At 41.9% G+C, this 24,403-nt stretch carries 14 protein-coding genes and 1 pseudogene; 7 read left to right on the forward strand and 8 right to left on the reverse strand.

Annotated elements, in window-relative coordinates:
* Positions 1-136: 136 nt before the first annotated feature.
* A complete protein-coding gene (locus QUB39_RS20690; protein WP_333208705.1) occupies positions 137-1,441 on the reverse strand; it encodes an aspartate aminotransferase family protein in 1,305 nt (434 codons plus the stop codon).
* Positions 1,442-1,769: 328 nt separating this feature from the next.
* Positions 1,770-2,807, reverse strand: a complete 1,038-nt coding sequence (locus tag QUB39_RS20695) for an adenosine deaminase (RefSeq protein ID WP_333208703.1) — start codon at positions 2,805-2,807, stop codon at positions 1,770-1,772.
* Between the two features lie 353 nt (positions 2,808-3,160).
* Here QUB39_RS20695 and QUB39_RS20700 point away from each other — a divergent pair, with 353 nt between their 5' ends.
* From QUB39_RS20700 to QUB39_RS20715, 4 genes are all read left to right on the forward strand, one after another.
* Positions 3,161-4,501: an adenylosuccinate synthase gene (locus QUB39_RS20700; RefSeq protein WP_333208701.1), complete on the forward strand. Its 1,341-nt coding sequence runs from the start codon at positions 3,161-3,163 to the stop codon at positions 4,499-4,501.
* Between the two features lie 54 nt (positions 4,502-4,555).
* Positions 4,556-4,993, forward strand: a complete 438-nt coding sequence (locus tag QUB39_RS20705) for a hypothetical protein (protein ID WP_333057106.1) — start codon at positions 4,556-4,558, stop codon at positions 4,991-4,993.
* Positions 4,994-5,010: 17 nt separating this feature from the next.
* Positions 5,011-5,379 carry a hypothetical protein gene (locus tag QUB39_RS20710; RefSeq protein WP_333057107.1) on the forward strand — a complete coding sequence of 123 codons (369 nt, stop codon included), beginning with the start codon at positions 5,011-5,013 and terminating at the stop codon, positions 5,377-5,379.
* Positions 5,380-5,571: 192 nt separating this feature from the next.
* Positions 5,572-6,177, forward strand: a complete 606-nt coding sequence (locus QUB39_RS20715; RefSeq protein WP_333057110.1) for a 50S ribosomal protein L25/general stress protein Ctc — start codon at positions 5,572-5,574, stop codon at positions 6,175-6,177.
* A 119-nt stretch (positions 6,178-6,296) separates the two neighbouring features.
* Here the strand turns inward: QUB39_RS20715 and QUB39_RS20720 are convergent, their stop codons facing one another.
* On the reverse strand, positions 6,297-6,944 hold the full coding sequence (locus QUB39_RS20720; RefSeq protein ID WP_333057111.1) for a Uma2 family endonuclease: 648 nt from the start codon (positions 6,942-6,944) through the stop codon (positions 6,297-6,299).
* Between the two features lie 255 nt (positions 6,945-7,199).
* On the opposite strand from QUB39_RS20720, the gene QUB39_RS20725 reads away from it, so the two are divergent.
* The 3 genes from QUB39_RS20725 (at position 7,200) to QUB39_RS20735 (ending at position 14,146) form a co-directional block, all read left to right on the forward strand.
* Positions 7,200-7,379 (forward strand): hypothetical protein, encoded by a 180-nt coding sequence (locus QUB39_RS20725; protein WP_333057112.1) that lies wholly within the window; start codon positions 7,200-7,202, stop codon positions 7,377-7,379.
* Positions 7,380-7,419: 40 nt separating this feature from the next.
* Positions 7,420-12,021 (forward strand): tetratricopeptide repeat protein, encoded by a 4,602-nt coding sequence (locus QUB39_RS20730; RefSeq protein ID WP_333485155.1) that lies wholly within the window; start codon positions 7,420-7,422, stop codon positions 12,019-12,021.
* A gap of 487 nt (positions 12,022-12,508) precedes the next feature.
* Positions 12,509-14,146, forward strand: coding sequence for a tetratricopeptide repeat protein (locus QUB39_RS20735; protein ID WP_333485143.1), 1,638 nt, complete (start codon positions 12,509-12,511; stop codon positions 14,144-14,146).
* A 79-nt stretch (positions 14,147-14,225) separates the two neighbouring features.
* Here QUB39_RS20735 and QUB39_RS20740 read toward each other — a convergent pair whose 3' ends face one another.
* The 5 genes and pseudogenes from QUB39_RS20740 to QUB39_RS20760 all read right to left on the reverse strand — a co-directional run.
* Positions 14,226-17,345 (reverse strand): glycosyltransferase, encoded by a 3,120-nt coding sequence (locus QUB39_RS20740; RefSeq protein ID WP_333485144.1) that lies wholly within the window; start codon positions 17,343-17,345, stop codon positions 14,226-14,228.
* A 69-nt stretch (positions 17,346-17,414) separates the two neighbouring features.
* Positions 17,415-22,259 (reverse strand): glycosyltransferase, encoded by a 4,845-nt coding sequence (locus QUB39_RS20745; RefSeq protein ID WP_333485145.1) that lies wholly within the window; start codon positions 22,257-22,259, stop codon positions 17,415-17,417.
* A 127-nt stretch (positions 22,260-22,386) separates the two neighbouring features.
* Complete coding sequence (locus QUB39_RS20750; RefSeq protein WP_333485146.1) at positions 22,387-23,385, reverse strand: FkbM family methyltransferase; 999 nt, start codon at positions 23,383-23,385, stop codon at positions 22,387-22,389.
* Between the two features lie 269 nt (positions 23,386-23,654).
* Positions 23,655-23,852, reverse strand: coding sequence for an IS630 transposase-related protein (locus tag QUB39_RS20755; protein WP_333485147.1), 198 nt, complete (start codon positions 23,850-23,852; stop codon positions 23,655-23,657).
* A 124-nt stretch (positions 23,853-23,976) separates the two neighbouring features.
* Positions 23,977-24,403 (reverse strand): annotated as a pseudogene (locus tag QUB39_RS20760) (chromosome partitioning protein ParA); the annotation flags it as partial.

Here is a 24,403-nt window from a genome sequence, read left to right on the forward strand (position 1 = left end):
CAGGCATCTTGCCTGTTAATTTTGTGGAACAGGCATCTTGCCTGTTAATTTTGTGGAACAGGCATCTTGCCTGTTAATTTTGTGGAACAGGCATCTTGCCTGTTAAGAGAGAATGGTGCAAAATCTCCTTTTAATCCTACTCCATGTCCTGCAAAACCCCTGTCAAAATTTCCACAATGCGATCGATATGTTCCTTCTCAATAATCAGCGGTGGCGACAAAGCAATAATATCACCCGTAGTCCGAATCAGCAACCCTTTTTCATAGCACTGCAAGAAACAATCAAAGGCCCGTTTCCCCGGCTTCCCAGCAATAGATTCCAACTCAATACCTGCCACCAGTCCCAGATTCCGAACATCAATTACGTGCCGCACGCCCTTCAAAGAATGCACCGCATCTTCCCAGTAACCGGCCATCTTATCAGCTCGTTCAAATAACCTTTCTTCCTCATAAATATCCAGCGTCGCCAAAGCAGCCGCACAAGCCACAGGATGACCAGAATAAGTATAACCATGAAAAAGCTCGATCGCATTTTCAGGAGCATTCATAAAAGCATCATAAATGCCTTGTTTCACAAACACCGCCCCCATCGGCACCGTACCGTTAGTTATCCCTTTCGCCGCCGTCACAATATCGGGAACCACCCCAAAATATTCCGTAGCAAAACTAGAGCCTAGCCGCCCGAATCCGGTAATTACCTCATCAAAAATCAGCAGAATTCCGTATTTGTCGCAAATCGCCCGCAGTCGCTCCAAATAACCTTTCGGCGGAATCAAAACCCCAGTCGAACCAGCCACCGGTTCCACAATTACCGCTGCAATATTAGACGCATCGTGCAAAGCGACAATCCGCTCCAATTCATCGGCCAAATGCGCTCCCCATTCCGGTTGTTTGCGGCTGAAAGCATTGTGTTCGAGATTGTGAGTGTGAGGCAAATGATCGACTCCCGTGAGCAAACTGCCAAAAAACTTGCGGTTTGTACCGATACCCCCGACAGAAATTCCCCCAAAACCAACGCCGTGATAGCCACGTTCCCTGCCGATTAATCGTTGGCGAGTTCCTTCACCTTTCACCCGGTGATAAGCAATCGCAATTTTTAAAGCAGTTTCTACAGATTCCGAACCCGAATTAGTAAAGAAAACGCGATCGAAATTGCCCGGAATCATCTTTACCAAACGTTCCGCTAATTCAAAAGCACCCGGATGTCCCATCTGAAAAGCCGGAGAGTAATCCAAACGCAAAACCTGCTGTTTAACTGCTTCGGCAATTGTCTCGCGGGCGTGTCCTGCATTCACGCACCACAGCCCCGCAGTACCATCTAAAATTGAGCGGTTATCATCGCTTGTAAAGTGCATATCTTTTGCCGAAACCAATATTCGCGGATTCGCTTTAAACTGTCGGTTGGCAGTGAAGGGCATCCAGTAAGCGTCCATATTTGTCATCGTTTTTTTATCCTTTTATATTGATGCTTCTGCATCCAAACTATAACTTGCTACCGATTGCCGATCGCCCGACGCTTATTATAATTTTACAAAACACCTCTTTCCCTCTTTCTATTTTTTCTATCTCCTCTGCGCCCTCTGCGCCCTCTGCGGTTAGTAAAAAAAATATCATTCACAAATGAAATAAAATCACTTCCGCAATCCTAAATCTTGGCGAGGCTTTCCTAGGGGCAGAGATATCAGATAAAAAACCCGGTTCATTAATTAACATAAAAAAAACCGGGTTTTTAAGGAACCTAAAAACTTGATGTTTAATGACAAAAACTAGCTAATTAACGATCGCCCCCACAGACTCAGGCTGCAACAAACCCGTCAGCATTTTCACAGGCCTTTCTTCGTAGGGCCACGCGAAAGCATGGCGGAAAGCGGCCTCTTGACACGCTTGCAACTGCCGAAAATCAATGATATCCAAAGTTAACAAATTCTCGTACTCGAAAGGCAATCGCACGTTGTGCAATCCCGCGTTGTCGGTACAAATGGCAATATCGACACCAGCTTCAAAACATCGATCGAACACAACCTTCAATTCGCGCATATCCTGCAACGTCCCCGTTTTGAGATAGGTAGTCGGGCAAACCTCCAAGCATTGACCCCTGCGCGCGACTTCTGGCAGCAGTTCGGGATATTTTAACGGAATTTGAATCCCGTGGCCGATACGCATCAGATAAGGCAGAAGTTCGGGATAACAGCCAGAGGTAGTTTCGTAGAGGTGGCCGGTAGTTTTGATGCCGATCGACCTCGCGTACTGGTACAATCCGACAAACTCCTCCAAACGATCGCCAATACAATCATCGCCCCCAGCTAGATCGATCGCACAAACATATTCCCCCATCCCGGCCGCCAAATCTACGATCGCCCGATTCACCTCATAGGGTAAACGCGAGTGCATACACAAAATTTGGCTAGTAACAATCGGACAATCGCTAATTTGACTTGCCTTGCCCACAACTTGTACAATTTCTGCCATCAAATCAATGCGTTCTGACTGATTCAAATGTTCTGGAGTCCGCAAATAAGGCGTATAGCGCAACTCCAAATAAGCCAGATTTTCAAACACGTAAGCGCCCCGCATCAACCGATAGATGAAATAAGGCAACGTCTCAACAGTTTGAACGCTTTCTACCAGCGTGTGCAGTTCCAAATACTCATTGAGAGTATTGCGCGGACGAGTGTAAAACTCCTCAAATTCCGAGTATTTCGGAAATCGATTAACCATCTCAGCATTGTGGCGATCGAAATACCGCCACAGCACCCTAGGAACGACGGAACCACCCAGATGGCGGTGCAACTCAGCGTGTAAACTCATGGCAACAAAGCCTCTATTTTCTCAATCTTAACAAAAATTAATTAGTCAGTAGTCATTAGTCAGTAGTCAGTAGTCATTAGTCATTGGTTATTTGTTAGTTCCAATGCCTAATGCCCAATAGACATCTCCCATAATTCTTGTGGAACAGGCATCTTGCCTGTTCAAAATAGGCTTTTTGGGAGATGCCCCATGCCCCATGCCCCATGCCCCATGCCCCATGCCCCATGCCCCATGCCCCATGCCCGTATCTAAAATCCCAAATCTAAAATCTAAAATCTAAAATTGATTGACATTTCGGACGCATTCATACATAATCGGAGATTGTGTCAACCTGAACAGAACGCGAGAAACCCTTGGCTAACGTAGTTGTAATCGGCGCCCAGTGGGGCGATGAAGGAAAAGGCAAAATTACCGATTTGCTCAGCAAATCCGCAGATATCGTTGTCCGCTACCAAGGGGGCGTCAACGCGGGTCACACCGTGGTAGTCAACGGTCAGACTTTCAAGCTGCACTTAATTCCGTCTGGGATTCTCTACCCTGATAAAGAGTGTATTATCGGCTGCGGCACGGTCATCGACCCTAAAGTTTTAATTGCAGAGTTAGATCAGCTAGAGGCACTGAATATTTCGACAACCTCGCTGATGATTTCGGAGACGGCTCACGTCACGATGCCCTATCATCGATTAATTGATGTAGCATCGGAAACGCAGCGGGGAAATTATAAAATCGGGACGACGGGACGCGGCATTGGCCCTACTTACGCCGACAAGTCGGAACGCACTGGCATTCGGATGCTAGATTTAATGGACTTGGACGGGTTGCAAGAACAATTGGAATGGACGATTAATTGTAAAAATGTCCTTCTCGAAAAACTCTACAATTTGCCGCCTTTAAATCCGCAAGATGTAATTGATGAATATCGAGTTTATGCCGAACGTTTGCGGCCGCACGTAGTTGATAGTTCCCTAAAGATTTATGAGGGAATTTACAAGCGGAAAAATATTCTGTTTGAAGGCGCGCAAGGCACTTTATTAGACTTAGATCACGGTACTTATCCTTACGTTACTTCCAGCAATCCCATCGCTGGCGGTGCTTGTGTGGGAACCGGAGTCGGCCCAACAGCGATCGATCGCGTAATTGGCGTAGCAAAAGCTTATACAACCCGCGTCGGAGAAGGCCCCTTCCCTACCGAAATGGTAGATGGAATTGGCGCAATTTTGGGCGATCGAGGTGCAGAATTCGGCACGACAACCGGCCGCAAACGCCGCTGCGGTTGGTTCGACGCAGTAATCGGCCGCTACGCAGTCCGCATCAACGGCCTTGACTGTCTGGCAATTACCAAACTAGATGTTTTGGATGAATTAGAAGAAATAAAAGTTTGCGTTGCTTACGAAATTGACGGCGAAAAATGTGTTGATTTCCCGAAAAGTTCCCGGATATTTGCTCGGTGCCAACCTATTTACGAAACCCTTCCCGGTTGGAAACAGTCTACGGAAGAGTGCCGGAATTTGGAAGATTTACCGCCGCAAGCTTTGAATTATCTGAAGTTTTTGGCAGACTTGATGGAAGTGCCGATCGCGATCGTTTCTCTCGGTGCGAGCCGCGACCAAACTATTATTGTAGAAGACCCGATTCACGGCCCGAAACGCGCTTTGCTTTCTGCAGACGGTACGCCAGTAGCAGCACAATCATAACAGGTTTAGTTATAATAGACAAAAAGGGTCTATCTCATGTGTGACGAGGCTCCAATGACCGATGAAGATCGTCTGATATACCAACTAACCCTTCATCGAGATTTGGTTGGCTGGGTAATCGGAAAGTTAGCTGAAGATGGCATTGCATCCCAGAGAACTACTGGCAACGATCCGAAAGGAGACATTTTGATTGTCGCTCCCAATGAGGCCTCGCAAGTAAAAGAAATAATTCGGGATCTTCATAATCAATACACGAGAGAAAATATCAAAGATTCACAGTCAACCTTAGAGGAAAGAAAAACAAACTTACCGCATATAGAAATCAAAACCACATACCTTTCAGGAAAAGCAGTTAATGAAATTATTGATACTGCTACTGTCATTGCAGTTGTAAGTGCCGATAGAATTTCTGAACCGGGCAAGGCAAAATTTATAAAAGCAGGTATAGCTTATGCCGAAAATATTCCTTTGGACGAGTTTCTAGATGTTTAGTAGCAGGAGTAATCCCAATGTTTGACATCAGTTTTTATTCAGCAAATGGAGAACCGTCCGATAGTGTAAGAATAACAGCAGCTACTTACGAATGGTTAGCAAAATCAGCATTTTCAAAAATAGGTGGCGAATCAGTCGAAACCCAAATTTACCTAGATGAAGAAAATGTAATTCTGCCTCTAGTTGAATTAAATCAAGATATTCGCCAGCAGTTCAAGAAAATTTTCAGCGAAGCAATCATCAGTGAAAGCGATGCAGTTCTTACTAAGCTGGGTGATTCCCCTTCAAAAGAAGAGTATCAATCAGGAACGTACCGTCTCAGAAAAATGCTGGAATTGCTCAAGTGTGTGGAAAACGAAAATTATCAATACCTTCAGCGAATTTAATCGGAACTTACGCAACTGGTTCAATTCGTAGGGTGCGTCAGTTGATAAGACCTAAATTTTTTGTCATAAACTCAATACTGACGCACCATACAAGCTAGTTAAAGTGTGACCGTTGACCTGAGTCTGATTAATGTTCGATCGCAATATCACAATTCTGGTAAAATGTAAAAACAATTAGCAGAAAGTCAGAAAATGGAACTCGCAGTAGAATGTCAAAAGCGGGCAGAAGGCAGTAAACCTAACGCCCTGCGCCGCTCTGGATTGATTCCCGCCGTCCTCTACGGGCACAAAGGCTCTGAATCCATTTCCCTTACCATCAAAGCCAAAACAGTTGAACACCTGCTCAAAAAGCACGTAGTCAACAATACCCTAATTGACCTCAGCATTCCCGACCTCTCTTGGAGCGGAAAAACCTTGCTCCGGGAAGTTCAAGTTCATCCTTGGAAGGGCTATCCTTACCACCTGAGCTTTTTCTCCGTGGCAACTCAAGACAGTCTGGAAGTTGAAGTGTCGCTGAATTTTGTCGGCGAACCCGTCGGCGTCAAGTTAGAAGGCGGCATTTTGGATACTGTACTGACGCAACTCGCAGTTAAGTGCAAACCTGACAGCATTCCTGAAGCAATTGAAGTAGATATTTCTCATTTAAAGGTTGGGGATGCGCTGCACATTCACGAATTAGTTTTGCCTGCAGGAGTGGTAGCTCTCGGCGAACCAGATCAGGTGGTTGTTAGCGTGCTGGGAATTCAAGCAGGTTCTGAAGCAGAAGACGCAGAAGAAGACGCAGCCGCAGCAGCTTAATTAGTAATTGCTAATAGTTGTTAACTAATTAATTGTTGAAAAAAAAGGGCGATCGCTTTCTCCCAAAAGGGCGATCGTTTTTTGCTAAAAAGGCTATTCTAATTTGGGTTCGATCGCACTTACTCTACTGGGCCTTGAATCTGCTGTCGCACCCATTGACTAAAATCAATCTGTGCGGCAACTTCATCGATGAAAGCCACTTCTAGAAACTGGTATAAATCCGTTTTTTCAATAATGGGAAAAGTCGGAGATCGATCGCGCTCAACATAAGCCCCATCGACTAATTGCAGAATCCGCCATACCCGCCCGTTAAACCGCCAAAATTCCGGCACGCCTATACTGGCATAGAGTGTATTTTTATTGATATCGGTATGGGTAATATCTACTTCCACGACTAAATCCGGGGCGGGATCGACATTCAAATTAACCAGGCGATCCGCCACTAAGGCATAATTCTGGATGTAATACCCATTGTCAGGCTCGGCGCTCTTGAGGAGGTCTTCGCGATCGAGCGTAGTCGATCCCATCGTCTTGATTTTCATGCCCATCTCCACCACAAGGACTCTAATAAAGAGTTCAATCAAGCGAGCAGAGCGTTCGTGTTCTTCGAGGGGCATGGTGATTTCTAATACTCCGTTATCGTAGCTAAAACGGGCGCGGGTGCGCTCCATCAGCAAACTTTGAATTTGCTTGAAGGCTTGCCAATCGATATCGCGAAAGGTGAGGCGCTTTTCACCGACAAGTTGAGGTGGTGGCTCTAACAACATCAAAATTACCGCAATTTAAGCGAAAGTTGACAAAACATTTGCTGTTAATTATTTTAATATATTTCTTCAATAAGTCTTGTGGTGCAGGCATCCTGCCTGGGATCGATTTTGGTGCGTGAGGAACTATTGCCGCTGGAACTTCGTCTGCTGCACTATCGACTTTCTCAAGTTTCTAGAGGTACAAACCAAACCTCGAAAATCCTGACATCCGCCGAATCAGGCATCCCTCATGGGGGGTGAAAACCTGTATCTGCGGTGCAAGCACTAGAATGCCGGGAAAAAACCGAGGCGGAGGTGGTCGATCGCTTTTTTGCCGGAGTTGCGCGCTCGCGATCGTATTCTGCTATTGTTGAAGCTTTGCATCACATTCTCGACAGCTTTGGTAAAACGGCAATTGTTGGCGTCAAACCGCTGTATAATTGTGAAACATTTTGAATCCTATAATTTACTTGCTACTTGTGGAGCCGCCGCCCCTATGCCATCAACAGTCAGTACAGAATCAACAGCGGTTCAATTTAACCAACAGGGAGAAACATACTTATCCCAAGGAAAAATAGAAGAAGCCATCGCCTCCTGCGAGCAAGCTTTGAAGATTCACCCCAATTTTGCACCGGCTTACAAGACTTTGGGCAACGCGCTGCAAGCTCAAGGCAGGATGGAAGAGGCACGGCACTGGTACGCTAAAGCGATTGAAATAGAACCGAATTTTGCGGAAGTATACGCGAATTTGGGCAGCCTGGGCGCGCAGCAGCAAAAATGGCAGGAGGCGATCGGATTTTATCAAAAGGCGCTCGCGATTAAGCCGAATTTCGCGGGAGTGTACCGGAATTTAGCAAAAGTATTCGGACAAATTGGCAAACCGGAAGAAGCCCAGCAGTGCTGGTATCAAGCATTTAGTTTGGAACCGGAAAAAGTAGCGCCGGGGGAACACTTGAATATGGGCGACGCTTTTTTTCGGCAGGAAAAATTCCCCGAAGCGATCGCCTGTTACGATCGCGCCATAAAATTAAATCCTAATGTGGCGACGGCTTACCAAAATTTGGGCGAAGCGCTCAAAAAACAAGGCAAGTTAGAGGAAGCGACAGCATATTATCGCAAAGCTATTGAACTGAACGCAGCTAATGCGAGAAACGGCAGCGAGGGAAAGGAAACTTTGGCGGGTGCAAATGGAACAAACGGTGCAGTTAAGCAACAGCCCGCAGCAACCGCAGTTAAGCCACCAGTGCAGCAGGCAGTTCAGCAGGCAGTTAATCCGCCAGTTCAGCAGGCAGTTAATTCTACAATTAATATAGAAGATCCAGAAGCATACAAAATACTAGCAGAAGGCTATTTTGCTCAGGGCAAATTGGAACAGGCGATCGCAGCTTGCAAGAAGGCGCTGCAAATTAAGCCGGAAGCGCCGCTTTACAAAATGCTGGGCAACGCGCTGCAAGCTGGCGGAAAAATTGATGAAGCTAAAAGTTGCTATGTCAAAGCAATAGAAATCAACCCAAATTTTGCCGAAGCTTACGCTAACTACGGCAGCATTTGCGCGCAGCAAGAACAGTGGCAGCAAGCGGTTTCTGCTTACGAAAAGGCGATCGCCCTGAAACCGGATTTTGCAGGTGCTTTCCGCAATTTTGCGAAACTGTTGACGCAGTTAGGCAAGCCGGAGGCTGCTGCTGAGGCTTGGTATCGAGCATTTGCGATCGACCCGAAGTCTGGCAGCGCTGAGGAACACGAGAATTTAGCCAAAACTTTGATCGAGCAAGGTAAGGTAGATAAGGGAATTGAGTGTTACCGGCGGGCGGTTGAGTTGAACCCAAATGCGGGTGCAGCTTATCACGAATTGGGGGAAATTCTTAAGGGGCAAGAACAGTGGGAAGCGGCGGTAGATGCTTACAGCAATGCAATTAGAAATAATCCCGATCTTTCTTGGTCGCACAACAATTTAGCTGAGTCGCTGGTTAAGTTGGAACGGTGGGAGGAAGCTGTAAATGCTTACCGCAAGGCGATCGAATTAAATCCTGATTTTAGCTGGTCTCACAACAATTTAGCAGATGTATTGCTGAAGTTGGAACGGTGGGAAGAAGCTGTAGAGTCTTACCGGAAAGCAACAGAATTAAATCCAGATTTCAGTTGGTCGCACAACTATTTAGCAGACGCGCTGATTAAACTGGGAAGGTGGGATGAGGCAATTTCGGCTTACCAAAGGTCGATCGAACTCAATCCCGACCATTTTTGGGCGCACAACAATTTAGCAGAAGCGCTGGTGAATTTGGAACGGTGGGATGAGGCGGTTGTTGCGTACCGGCGTGCTAACGAAGTTAATCCGAATTTCTTCTGGTCGCAGAGCAAATTGGGCGACGCGCTGCTAGAAATGGAAAGGTGGGAGGAGGCGATCGATGTTTACCGACGCGCGGCCGAGTTAAATCCTGATTTTCCGTGGACTTATTACAACATGGGAACGGCTTTTGAGAACCTGGAACGGTGGGATGAGTCGATCGCCGCTTACCGCCGCGCTGCGGAAATTCAGGCGGATTTGCCGTGGCTTTCGCAAAAGTTGGCTGATGCTGTGAGGATGCGATCGCAGTGGGATTTGCAGGAGGCGATGCGTTTGTACCGGCGGGCGATTCAGGAGAATCCTGATGACGTGCAGTTGTATCACAAGGCGTTGGAGATTGCGCCGAATGATGCTGACCTTTATGTTGAGTTGGCTAATGCTTTGGTGCGGAAGAATTGGCCGGATGGGGCGATCGTCTTTTATCAGATGGCGTTGCAGATTCGGCCTGATGACAAGGCTATCTCTGGGCGGTTAGAAGAGGTATTAAAAAAAAAGGGTGTAAGTAGGGGGGCGGAAAAGATCGATCGCGCTGTTGGCGGACACTCTGGAAGTGCGATCGAACACACGCCTGGGGTAGCTACGGAGTACCACGAATTAGGGGCGTCTCTGCAAGAAGAAGGTAAATTTGCCGAGGCTGTGGCCGCCTACCGCAAAGCAATTTCAATTAATCCCAATTACTTTGGAACTCACCACAATTTAGGCGATGTCCTGAAATGGATGGGTAAAGTTGAGGAGTCTATTAAAAGCTATAAGAAAGCGGCTGAACTGAATCCAAATTTTGTTTGGTCTCACCACAACTTAGCGGATGTATATCAAGAAGAAGGTCGGCTTGATGAAGCTGTTGCTGCTTATCGGAAAGCGATCGAGGTTGCTCCTGAGTTTGGCTGGTCGTACCACAATTTAGCAAAAACTTTAGCTAAACAAGACAAGCTTTCGGAAGCTCTGGAAGCTTATCAGACCGCGAGCAAACTAGATCCGAAACTTTTTGGTTTGGATTATCAAAACTTGCGAGATTCGCTATTCCTCGGTCAAGACCCAGCTTACACGAAGTGGCGCGCTAAGAACAGCCCCAGAGAAGCTGATTTGCGAAAAATGGCGGAAATATTAGAAATCTTTAACTACAAGCCGCTGATTAGTATTGTCATGCCGGCTTACAATACGCCAGAAAATTATTTGCAGGAGGCAATAGAATCAGTTCTCAATCAGATATATCCTTATTGGGAATTGTGTATTGCGGATGACGCATCAACTGCGCCTCATGTCAAGCAAATTTTACAAGAATATGCAGCTAAAGATAGCCGGATCAAAGTAGCTTACAGAACCAAAAACGGTCACATTTCTCACTGTTCTAATTCGGCTTTGGAGTTGGCGACGGGTGAATTTGTTTCTTTGCTAGACCACGACGATACACTGACGCCAGAGGCTTTGTATGAAGTGGTGCTGTTGCTGAACCGGCATCCGGAAGCGGACATGATTTATTCAGATGAAGATAAGATTTACCAGGATCAGGAACTGATAAATCCTTTCTTCAAGCCAGAATGGAGTCCGGATTCATTTTTATCTCGGATGTACACTTGCCATTTGGGAACTTACAGGCGATCGCTAATTAATGAAATCGGCGGTTTTAGACCGGGTTTTGAAGGAGCTCAGGATTATGATTTGGTTTTGAGGTTTACAGAAAAAACTGACAAAATCTTTCACATCCCTAAAATTCTTTACCACTGGAGAATGCACGCAGGTTCGGCGGCTGGCGGTGTAGAGGCTAAACCCTATGCCTATGACGCAGGGCAAAAAGCTTTGCAAGAGGCGATCGAACGCAGGGGCGAACCGGGGAAAATTGAACGGGTTCCCTACTTTTTGGGACACTTTATTGCACGCTACAAAATTGCGGATTACAAGCGGGTCAGCATCATTATTCCAACGCGAGATTTGGGCGATGTTTTGGACAATTGCTTGGAGTCTATCTTTACTAAGAGCGTCTACCCCAACTACGAAGTTATCGTGATCGATAACGGCAGTCAAGAGCAACACACGGCGGAAATTCTGGCTAAATGGACGGCTAAGGAATCAGCGAGGTTTAAAAGTTATCGTCTAGATATTCCGTTCAATTTCTCTAAGATTAACAACTACGCTGCTAGCAAAGCGGAGGGAGATTACTTGCTGTTTTTGAATAACGATACAGAGGTAATTACTCCCGATTGGATTGACGGGATGGTTGAACAAGCTCAGAGAAGCTCGATCGGGGCTGTGGGCAATTTGTTGATATACTCAGATAACAAAATCCAGCACGCGGGAGTGGTGATGGGGCTAGGCGGCGGAGTTGCCGGTCACAGTTATTACCATATGCCGCGATCGATTCCAGGCTATTTCGGGAATGTGGTAGGCCTGAATAATGTTTCAGCGGTAACTGCTGCGTGTTTAATGTGTCGCCGCGAAGTATTTGAAAGTGTTGGGGGGTTTGACGAAGAACTAACAGTGGCGTACAATGATGTGGATTTGTGTTTGAAAATGCTAGAGAAAGGGTACCGAAATATTTACCTGCCTCATGTAGTTCTCTACCACCACGAATCTAAAAGCCGGGGTTACGAAGACTCGCCTGAAAAGAAAGAGCGGCTGAAGCAGGAATCGAAGCTGATGGAAAGTCGCTGGCAAAAATATATTGAGAATGACCCTTACTACAGCCCTCATTTAACCAGAGCTTGTCAAGACAGCGGTATCAGATTGGAGGACGAGAATTGGCGGGGGAGTCATTAGGAACATCCCCATGAGTTTAGCGTGTCCACTTAAGCCTAAAGCCCTTTATATCTCTGGTTTGTACCAAAGTCTAGATCCCCCTAAATCCCCCTTAAGAAGGGGGACTTTGAACGCTTATTGTTCACCCCTTGTAGGATCAGTACCCCCGTGCCGGCCCTGGACTAGGGAAATCGAGAGGATTGTGACTCAGACTTAAGAAGAGGGACTTTGAACGCTCTTGTCCCCCCCTTGCTAAGGGGGGCTAGGGGGGATCGAGAGGATTGTGACTCAGACAGAAGACCGATACAATTCACCAGACGGCACCAATGTCAAAAACCTGTAGGGGCGGGTTCACCGATAGCTTCAAGGAATACCCAAAGACTAAAAAAACCGCCCCCACCCCGCGCGAGAATCCTGAAGATTGACATTGATGCCTGATGTCAGATACAAGGTACTTATAAACCCAGCCTCGACCAAGCAAAAAAAATGAAATCTACGGTACAAAATTATGAATAACTCATTACAAGTGCATGAGGAGACAGCTTCTAATTATTTTCATAGAGGCAACCTCCTAAAACAGTCTGATAAATTAGAGGAATCCGCCGCCGCCTACCAGCGGTGTACTGAACTCAACCCGGATTTTTCCTGGTATCACCACAATTTGGGTGAAGTTTTGGCGAAATTGGGGCAGCGGGATGGGGCGGAGAAAAGTTACCGCAGGGCCTGCGAACTTAACCCTAATTCGGCTTGGTCTTGGCACAATTTAGGAGAGGTTTTGGAACAGCAGGGCAATCTAGATGAAGCCGTTGCTGCGTACCGCAAAGCTGTGGAAATATATCCAGATTTTTATGAGTTTTATAACAGCTTGGGTAAGGGTTTGTGTTTGCAAGGTCAACTGGATGAATCTGTAAGTTGTTTGCGAAGAGCGATCGAGCTTGACTCGGAATCGGCTTTGCCTTACCAAAATTTGTGGGAGGCTTTGGCAAGACAGGGACGGGTTGATGAAGGGATTGAGTGCTTGCATCATGCGATCGATCTAAATCCGGGTGATGGGGAATTGTACCTGAAGTTGGCAGAGGCTTTGCAAGGTAAGAATGAATTAGCAGAAGCGGTAGGTTATTACCGAAAGGCGATTCAGTTAAAACCAGATTTCCATTGGATTTACTATAAATTGGGAACGGCTTTATCGGCACAGGGTCAATGGGAGGAGGCGATCGCATCTTACTCGAAGGCTGCTGAGTTGGAACCGGGTTCGGCGATCGTCCACCATTATTTGGGGCATACTTTGTCGATCGTGCAGCGCTGGGATGAGGCGATCGCATCTTATCGGAAAGCGCTTGAGCTCGTACCGAATGCGGCAGTGATTTACCAGCATTTGGGCGATGCTTTGGCGAAAGTGCAAAAGTGGGAGCAAGCTGTGGGATCTTATCGCAAGTCGGTTGAGTTCGAGCCAAATTCGCTGGAGGCTCAAGACCATTTGGGATTTGCTCTATATCAGTTGGGGCGTTACGATGAGGCAATTTCTGCCTATCGCAAAGCTTCGGAAATTGCTCCTGATTCCGATGTAGTTCACTGTCATTTAGGGGAAGCCCTGCAAAGAAGAGCTCGCCTCCAACCGCTTCAGAAAGATGTTGAGCTGGATTTAGATGAGGCGGTAAAGTGTTATCGCAGGGCAAGCAAATTGAATCCCAGCAATTTAGAGGCGGCTCAAAAGGCTGTGGAGATTAAGTCTGGCGACTCGGAGCTTTATTTGCAGCTAGGTAAGGCTTTGGCAGAACAAGGGCAGTTTGATGGGGCGATCGCTCAATACCGCCGCGTTCTCGATCGAAATTCAGACTCTTGGGAGGCGCAGCATTATTTAGGGGAAGCTTTGGCAAAACAAGGGCGATGGGATGAGGCGATCGATGCTTACGATCGGTGTGTGAAGGTTCAGCCTAATGATTTTATGTCTTACGCTGGTTTGGGTGATGTTTGGCTGGGTAAGGGAATCCCAGAGAGGGCGATCGAGTTTTATCAAAAGGCGATCGAGCTTAATCCTAATTTAGCTGAGGTTTATGATAAGTTGGGTGATACCTTGGCTAAGGTGGGGCGACAAAAGGAGGCTAGTGTTTGTTATCGTCGGGGGCTGGAATTAAAGGCGAAGTAATAGACTTGAGCTTTTTTCCGAAACCCGGTTTTGGCCAAAAACCGGGTTTTTTGGTCTAGGATTTACCGATAGGGAAAGCCTATCGCTCTAATTGTGACTGGGATTGTTTCAGTTTTGAGCGTGCTCGATCCAATTCTATCTGCATTTCTTCTGCTGTTTGTTTCCAACTATTCAACTGAGATTTTACCCATTCCTTTTCCGATTGAGTCGCCTCCAATTTAGATTGTACCTCCTGAGTCGATCGCTGCCAAGTTTCCACTTGTGTTGCTAACTGAGATTTTTCTGCTTGAGTTTGCTGTAAATGTGACTCTTTTTCTTCTAACTGAGACTGTAATTTATCCAGAGATTGGGTAAATTGTGCTTGTATTTGCTGTACTTGCTGGGCTAACTCTTTTGCCTCTCCAATAAAAGCCTCTTTTTGAGCATCTAAAATAGCGCGGTTAGCCTCTGCATACTGGCGATATCTGTTAAAAATAATCTCCCTCGTGCGAGTAAAATCAGCGCGGTTATGGCTACTGGTGTTAGTGCCATCATTTCTTTGGGTAAATTCGCAGGTAGTTTCTTTGATATGGGCTATGTCAAATTTGCGAGATAGCCGAATTATTAAATCCCAATCTTCATGGGTTGATAGGGTTTCATCAAATAAGCCCACTTCATCTAAGCAGGATTTTTCGTGCATTAGACATAAGTTAGGAGTGCAATTACTCACTAAGATTTTGTCCTTGTCAAAGTCTAGGGAGTAGGGTACACTACGGTGAACTGTAACATATTTACCATTTTGTTTTTCCTGTTGCGCCATGACAGCATCGGTGTAGGCGATTTTATATTCGCTATTTTCTAGGAATTTTACTAGGGTTTCGATGTGATTGGCGTAGTAGTTATCATCGTCATCTAAGTAGGCGATGTATTTACCACGGGCGGCGCGGATGCCCGTGTTACGGGCGGCGGATCGATCGAGAGCGCGATCGTGTTTTTTATAAACAATATTACCCCTGGTATTGAGGCGTGATATGACTGATTGTACGTCAACGCCACCATCATTAATTACGATGATTTCTAATTCAGTGAATGTTTGAGCAACAAGACTTTGAACAGCAATCAATAGCATCTCAGGCCGATCTTTAGTAGGTACAATAATACTAACAAGAGGATCTATACTCACATTTTTACTATCAATCACATCTACATTAATGTAGGTTCCGAATGGGGGATAATTATAGATCGGTGATTTTAACCAAGTATAATCTTCAACATTAGTAGATAACCTTTGCGCTGCTAAGATATTATTTTGTAATACATCCTTGTTCAGTATTCTGGTAGAGAGAATTTTTTTAAATATTTCTATTGCTGATTCCTGCTGACCATTAAGGCAACAGATTATTGCTTGATTGTTCAGTGCTAATGAGTTGCTTGGATCAAGTTCCAGTGCTTTTGTAAATAGCCGAGAGGCAAAAGAAAGATCACTGATCGGTTCTCCCCACCACCAGTAAAAATCTTTGCCATAGGAACCAACAACAGCATATAATTCTGCCAGTTGTGAACCGGATATATCAGAGTTGTAACCAAAGAGGCGAACCAAATTCTCAGGAGACATATATTGAGTTCTCGTAGGTTCAAACTCAGTACCAAAAACATCGTCTGTAACAGACAAACTCAAACTTTGAGGATTGATGTAATATAACCCAAAAACTAAGGGTAAGTGTTGTGCGATTAAACCATTTGTGCAAAAGCGGAACATAAACTCTCGATCACCGAAAACTTTGAAATTTTCATTGTAGTAACCTATTTGGTTGAAAACTTCTTTTCTCAAGAGTGCCGCATGAGAACTAATCTGAGAGTAGAAAAATAAAGGAGCAAAAAATTCTGGATATTTAAAAAGACATTTTTCAGTTTTCGACTCAAAGGAATCATTCTCTATGTTAGTTAGTAACCAGTCTCCGTAAACAGCACTTATATAATTATTAACATCTAACTCATTAGCCATACATTCTAAACCATCTAGGGTAAAGAGATCATCAGTGTTAGCATTAATTACATATTGACCTTTCGCTACCTGAAACCCTCGATTCCATGCTTGATAGATTGTTTCTCTTTCAGTCTTAATATATTTGATATTAGGATAATTTAATTGAAACTCCTTAACAATTTTCTCTTCATTTTGTTGTGAGCCACTATTAATAACTATTATTTCTAAGAGATTTTTTTTGTAAAGGGTTTGTTTGACCAAATTATTTAAACGGGAACGCATAAATTTTTCTGAATTATAAGTAGAAACAATAGCTGAGACTTTAACTTCAGATTCCTGTAATAACGAGCCAAAATTAAAATTTGAATTCAATGAACTTAATTCCTTTATTGTGTTAATACTTGACGAATTATCGTTGCAATATGTAATCTTTTTTTCTTTTTTTGGTAGCAATTCTAAAATTATGTAGTTTGCCATATCCCTAAAACTTTGGAGCAACTGACGATAATTATCGCTGTTAGGATCTTTATGTATTTCATCAGTGCTGCTGTTAAGCAGATAACTGGCTTGCCAGTATTTCAATAACTTCAACCCAAATTTAACCCAATGTTTTTCAGAATAATTATTTTCGTGAATTACATGGTATGCTAAGTTAGATGTAATTCTTTTTAAATTAATATTTTTTCTTAAAACAACTACAACCATCCAATAGTCCCACCAAGGCATTCCCATACAAAAACCTTCTTCTTTCGGATAAGATTCTAAGATGGAAATGTCAAAAAAGAAATAATCAAAACCCCAAATGTACTGAATCTGGCTTGAGTTAATGTCTAGCTTTTCTTCAAGGAAGGTTAGTGATTTTACTTCTACTCTTGAACCAATTACAAGGGAATCAGCGGCCTCTTTAGCAATAAAGTTACAAAAATTGATGTCAGCTTTCAAATAAATATCTGAATTAATGATTCCACAAATTTTTGTTCCTTCGTTGTGAAAATATGAAAATATATCATCCAAATAGACTAATGGTTTACCAATCTCTGAACGTGCATCACGAGAAACAAGATGAAAAGCAACATCTTTATATATCGTTTGTAATTGTTGTATTTCTTCTTTACAATTTATGGAAATTACTTTAAATCCTAAATCGAGCCAACTTTTAATAGCATTCTTCTGTGTAGCAAGATTACCCGGTGCTATACTTGTAAGTAAAGTAATTTGGTTAATGTTAGTCATAGTTAGCCGATATGTTTGTTTTATTCCTTGGGTTTTCAATTGAGCTATTATTTTGTGTTGGCATACATATTATAGCTTATTTATACCTGATTTAATAGCTGTTTTTCCTAGAATTTCCGCTATTAAATTAGCCATTTTCGCCCAAGAAAATTGCTTACATCTTTCTAATCCTTGTCTGATCATAAATTGACGAATTTCTGGTTTTTGAACTTCTTGCAAAGCAGCACATAAACCTTGTACATCATTAGGGTTAATATATATAGGAACTGATCCAGCCACTTCAGGAATAGAACTTATTGGGCAAGTTATAACAGGGCATCCACAAGCCATCGCTTCCGCTACAGGCATTCCAAATCCTTCATAAAGAGATGGATATACTAAAGCTACCGCACCAGCATAAGATAGCTTTAATTCTTCATTACTTAACCTTAACATATGAACCTTAACACCCATAACATAGTCTTCAAATTCGGGTTCTAATGTAGGTTTACCTCCCACACAAACAATCTCAAACTTACACCGATTGGGCAATCGATCGAAAGATTTGAAAAACAAAGTCCCATTCTTTGTATGTCCCCAACCCAATCGATCTCCTACCATTAAAAAGTAAGGTTTAGAGATAGCAAACTTATAACGAAAAGATTCGATTTCTTCTAGGGTAGCAGTTGATAAATTCTTATCAATTCCACAATGGGCTACGGCAACCAAATCTATGGGAATATCGGGAAAATATTTAACTAAATCACGACCTGTATTTTCTGAAATAGCAACAAATGCTGATGCCTGGCGAATAGCATAATGCTTTTCTCTCCACATAGGATCATTTTCGATGTCTCCTCCTGATACCATAACTTCTGGAATCATGTCATAAGCCATAAATACCGAAGGAGTTGAAATAGGAGTAGTGTAGTAACTCGATATAAATACCTGAGAGCGTTCTGCATCACAAATCTCCTGAAGCATTTTTTTATCCGTTTCAGTTTGACTGTAATCATATCGCGGTACATTACGATAACGAATACCTGGAATTTTTGGAGCCGTTTCTTCCCTATCTAGAACAATTATTTGCTGAGAAAACCCACTGATTACCCACTCTTCTAACAAAGATTTCCAAACCCGAGCAATACCAGTATTGTTTAATTGGAAAAATACACCATCAACTACTACCTTCGCTGTATTTTGCGTTCCTGGTTCAGCTTGTATTGTTGATGAATTGTGCGAACCTGCAAAATAAAAATTTCCATCCTTTAGTTTATAAGCTAAGGGAGTTATTCCGCATTCTTGAATAGTATTTACCATTGTCTGATCATGTACCCATCCAAAATAGTCACGCAAGAAAATAGGGAATTTAGTTTGGCTTTGCAATTGCTTCCATTGCACAACAGCGTCTTTATAGCCATAATATTTCTCTTTGAACAATACTTGTTCAGTAGTTACATAGGCAAAGTGTTGAAAAATTAAATTATAGTCTTGTGTTTCAGAATGTCGAAAAGGATTAACACTTGCAACATCGCGCCACGCACCGTTAGGCATAAGTTCCATCAGTCTAGGAGGTTCATGAGATTCCCAAGCCATACCCGGCTTATAACGCCAAGTTCGCAACCATTCCTGTTGAGAATTTTGACTGTAACATTCACGAGTGCTAACGACTAAGTTCTCTCCTACAAAATACCAGCACCAGTACCAAGCTGCTGTTTTTCCAGGATTGTTAATGAACATTTGCCTTGCAGTACAAAACTGATCTACTGTCCATAATTCATCGACATCTATCTGCCACAGCAAGCACTCCTGATTTATGTTGGCTAAAGTAGCCTTCACCATTTCCAGCTTTCCATCCCAGAAGATTCCTTGTTGTTTACGATAAACACTGATGTTATTTGGATAGCAACGCTTAAGTTCATCCAAGTATTCAGTAGTACCATCATAACTAAGTCCATTCTTATGTATTTCATCAGTTATTCTTCCTCCAAATTGAAGACTCCACGCGGTATCATGTTTTAAGTCCGCAACACCTTCAACTATATGCCAATGCCATTTAAAAGGTAGTTGTTTGAATAGGTCAAGATGATACTGAATAAATGGCTGACCATTTAGAACAATAGTAAAGAAGTGAATCGGTAAATGATTAGTGTGAGAGCTTTCTTGAAAAAATACCCTCTTAAATATAGAATAACCATTCCTAACTGTTTGATTATCAGCAATAATTTCATAGGTTGGATCGGCTAGTAGCTTTTGACGATTTTTATAGTTTTTATAACAATTTGTGTCATCTAATGCTATAATTTTAGCTCCGTACACTTGCTTTAACTCTGATTCTCCCGTAAACTCAGAACCATCAATTAGAACTAAATCAAATACATCTATTTTGTTTTCTCTCTTTATTCTTAAAATTCCATCACTAGGAACTCCAGAGTTTTTAACATATTCAATATCCTGCCTTAGCCATCTAAAAATTTCTTCTAAGGGATAATTATTGAGAATTGTTGGGATAGTTTTATAAAACTCTTGAACTTGTTGTTCATTAGGAAACTGTTGAAGGCTAACAGAAGAAACATTATAAGCTTTGACAAAACAAATATTAGCATATCGCTGCTGAAGGGCTGCAAATCTAGGCTTAGAAATTTCCATACAAAACAAAATAGGATGGTTAGGATTTTGGCGTAATCCAGTGACAAATGCCTCTGTACTCCCTTCTCCTGCGGAAGAACCAATTTCCAACACTGTTCCAATATCTTCTTCTTTGGCTAGTTTCTGAATTATTTCATAGAATTCATCATTTTTAATTTCAGGCGGAATTATCAAGTTCAGCTGAGAAGATGGAGAAACCTTATAATTTTGACTAGCATAATCAAAAATTTCTTTAATGAAAGATGTAGGCAACCAACTCATATTAATGGAGTTTAATTTAACTAATTGTTGTGTTGGCAAGTATCGTTCATATAAGTTACCGTTTTCAAAGTAGAGTTTTTTCTTTCCCCCTTCCACTTCCATTTCCATATCATGTTGTTGACATAAGCATTCATCAAAAGTTTCTCCATCGATTATTGTATTTAAGCTAACGCTTTTAAAAGGGACACTTTCCTTATATTCTACATATGCTCTCATTTCTGTAAATGCCCAAGTTGGATTATTGATAAATTTTCGTCTTTGCTTATCCAAGTAATTATTATCTAGAAATAGATCATTAATTTTATCTATATATCCCTTGACAACCTCTAGCCCATTAACTAAGCCATTAATGCACCAACCATTACATTGTTCGGTACAATTATATTCCAAAAATTTTAAAACTTGATCCTCTAAGTTGGACAAGATTAAGTTATCTGAGTCAAAAGTCCAAAATCTTCTTATGTGATTGCTTCTAACAAAATTTAAAAGATGAAACCATCTTTTAAATACAAAACGAACCCACCATTCTCCTCCACCTTCTTCTGTACCAGCTATGTACTTAAAAATTCCATCAAACTTTTGAGATTCTTCTCCTTCATATTGTGAGAATGAAAAATATTCTATCCCTATTTCCTCTTGATAATGCTTGTTAGATTCATCACCTAATAAAATTACTCTAGTGTTGGGATTAAATATTTTTGCGCTTTTGAGAGTATATTGTAAATAATCACTATCACCTTTATGAATGAAAATAATGGGAGTATTTTTTTTCTCTACATGATGGCAATAATTTTCAATTGTTTCACTAAGAATTTCCATAAATTCTCCAAAAATGACATTTATATTAAATTGGTTATCAACAAAAGATATTGCTTTTTGACGAATAGAAGGATCAGCATCAATAAGTTTTAACGCTTTAATTATTGTTTTAGCTAATTCTTGATGAGTATTAGGAGAATACAAGAAACCTGTTTCCCCATCTATCAGTGTTACCTCTACACCGCCAGCCTGATGAACTATAGGGATACATCCACAGGCTTGTGCTTCAACTGAAACCATACCAAAACTTTCTATGACAGAAGGAAGACATAAGACACTATGTTGGGAATAAATTAATGGCATTTTATGGTTTTCTACTGCACCATAAAAATTTACGCACTCTACTTCTAAGTTTTTAATTGTGTTCTCATACTTATCGCTGTCACGCCACATGGACGAACTCCCATAAATATGAACTTCGGCATCAGGAAAACTAAGGCGAACTTCTCGTAATGCGTCGATCAGAATATGGATACCTTTGTGTTCTACTATCGCACCGGCAAACATAATAGAATGTGGCTCCCGCCTAATTGATTGAGGATTGAATAAGTTAATATCTACTCCATTGTGAAGAATTCTAATTTTTTCGCGCGGAAAGCCCTGTTTAATAACGGACTGCTGGTGAAGATCTGATAGACAGATAATTGTATCAAAGTCATCGACTCTTCTAAGTTCTTGATCCCCAATATGCCAATTATGCTGATGCAAAATCCAAACCTGATTTGTAAATTTAGGGGTTGTGGAAAAACTATTTAGCAAGGTAGAAAAAATAACTACATCATACTGAGATAAAAATAGGTCTCGTTTTTCGGTTTCTGGTAAAGGTAAAAAAACAACTTTATTATAAGTCTCTTGGTCTACAATATGATCGCCAGTAATATGAACAGATACAGTGTTAATATCAGCCAATTTAGTTGCTAGGATAATTGTTGCTAAACTAGATCCAGCAAAAGGTAAATTAGTATTAGTAAAACCGGCATAATAAAATAGTATTTTTTTATGCAACAGAGAAGTAGTTAAAAATTGATTCTTTTGTGAAGAAGAAATGAGATTCTGGCTTTCTGTTACAAAAATTTTATCAGTAGATAATTCAGATTTAATTTTATCAAGCCAAATCTTAGATTTATCTAGCTCAGACTTAATCTGTTTGAGGCGAATATTATTGCCATCTTGTGAATGATTGTCGATATTAAATTTATTATTCATGCTTTTCATTCTCACTTAATGATAGTTGAATTATTTACGCTTGAGACATTATCTAAATCCACTAAATCAATATTTAGCCAATAAAAACACAAGTCTATCAGCTAAAAATCAGCTCATAAATTTATGATTAAATAGCTTCCAATTCTTTTAACTTTATACTAATAGGGAGAGATATAATTTTAATCTTTAATTCTTCTGGTAAAAGCTCTATACTTTCAAAAATAACCTTAGAAAAATTATAATTTTCGTTTGAATTTCCATAATTCAGCGTGAGATGCACAAGTAATTCCATTGCATAGTCATAAAATTTCATAGCATCCGCAATACAAGCTAGCTTAAGAAGTTTTTCTGGTGTTTTTAAAAAACTCGTTTCTTCTTTAGCTAATAAATCATGAAAGTAGTAAGCATCTCCCCACAATAATCGACCTGGATGATTTTCAGATAAAGGAAATGGTATTTTTTCACTATAGGTTCTATACATTCCAACTAAATCAAAAAGGCTAAAACCTTGCTCCTTAAGATAAACGTCTACATCACTAAATAAGGGCTGATTTTTGTATACCTGCATAAATTCTACTTCTGCAACTACAGCTAAAACATTTTTAAGAGAAGTAACAGCTCCTTTTAAAACATTCAGTTCACCACCTTGAACATCAATTTGTAAATAGTCAATTTCTCTAAAGTGATCTTTAGAAGCTATCAAAACCTCATCTAAAGTAGTTGTTTGTACTTCTACTGTTGATATAACTTTATACATTATATTTGCATCACCTCCAAAACGATTAATGTAAGCAAGATTAGGATGGTATAAAGAGCTACAAGCCTGATAGTTAGTTATGTAAAGTGTAGCTTTGCCGGATGTATCCCATAAAGCATAAGGGAAATGCTTCTCAGTCCAGCTAATGCTTTGAGATTCTAGTTCATTGTTCATGTCATTGCACGCTTCCTCATCTGCATCAAAACCATATACAGTTAAATTCGGAGCTAGCAAACCCCATCCTTGACTGGCATAAATATTATAAATTTGACCAAATTCTTTGAGCTTACGAGAACCAACTATACAAATAGTTATGTGAATTTGATCCAAATAGCCATTTTTTTTGAGACTAGGAAGAAAAACGGACATTCTAACAACCTCCTTTGCTGGGTTAACTTATTTATTTTACTTGATTACCGCGCCTTTAGGCAATACCTAAGACTGAGAAAATCAATTGGTCAAGATTGCTTAGACTTAATCTTGCATTATACGATATATAGCCACCGCCAAGGCGGTTGGGACGCAAGGCGTAAGACACCCTTAAGTTTAGCTATTTCCATTTGGGTTTTACCCCCATGAATTTTGACAAATTCACGGAATTTTTCCCCGTCTGTAATTTTATGCTGATTACCAGGCGGTTAATTGGGCAGAGATTGAAAGTCATTCGTTTCGGCTTGTCGCTTCAGCCATAAGTTAATGGTGTTCCGACTAATATTGAACAATTGACTGACTTCAATCTTTTTCATACCATCTTGCCCGATGGCTTCGATTGCTTTTTTTCGCAAGTTGTAACCATAGGGTTTGGCCTTATGTGGGCGATCGCCACATAAAAACATATACTACTCCTTCAGCATGGGCTTCAGCTAATTGTTTATTTGTTTCCCGCGTTTAATCACTGTGCGAATTACTGAGTTTGTTGTTTTTCCGAGTATATTGACGCAATCCCTAGCAGAAGATGACTCAGGTATGACTGACAGTAAATTTCCCTTGCATGAGTTGTTTCCACTCTTGTGAGTTGGTCAACGCATAAGTATCAAAGGCTTGTCCCTTGTCCACCGAGAATTGGCAGAAACTCTCTAGCCAGTTGACTACAGACTCGGTTCGTGAAATAGGTGCAAATTTCAAAGAGCCGTGCAAACACTGTTGCATTTTCTTCAAATCGCCACTTTGGTAAGCATACCACGCATCCCACACTAGAAGGGTGTACCGCATCTGACTTTCGACACCTGTATCGCTAAGCGCATATTGCTGGAAATGGGCTCTATCCAATTCTTGCTGAACTTGCACAAGTTGAGACTGATAATGCTGAGACTCTTCTTGAACTTGGACAAGTTGAGACTGATAATGCTGAGATTCTTCCTGAACTTGGACAAGTTGGGACTGATAA

Origin of the sequence: Microcoleus sp. AT8-B5 (assembly GCF_036705565.1) — a bacterium.
Lineage (GTDB): Bacteria > Cyanobacteriota > Cyanobacteriia > Cyanobacteriales > Microcoleaceae > Microcoleus.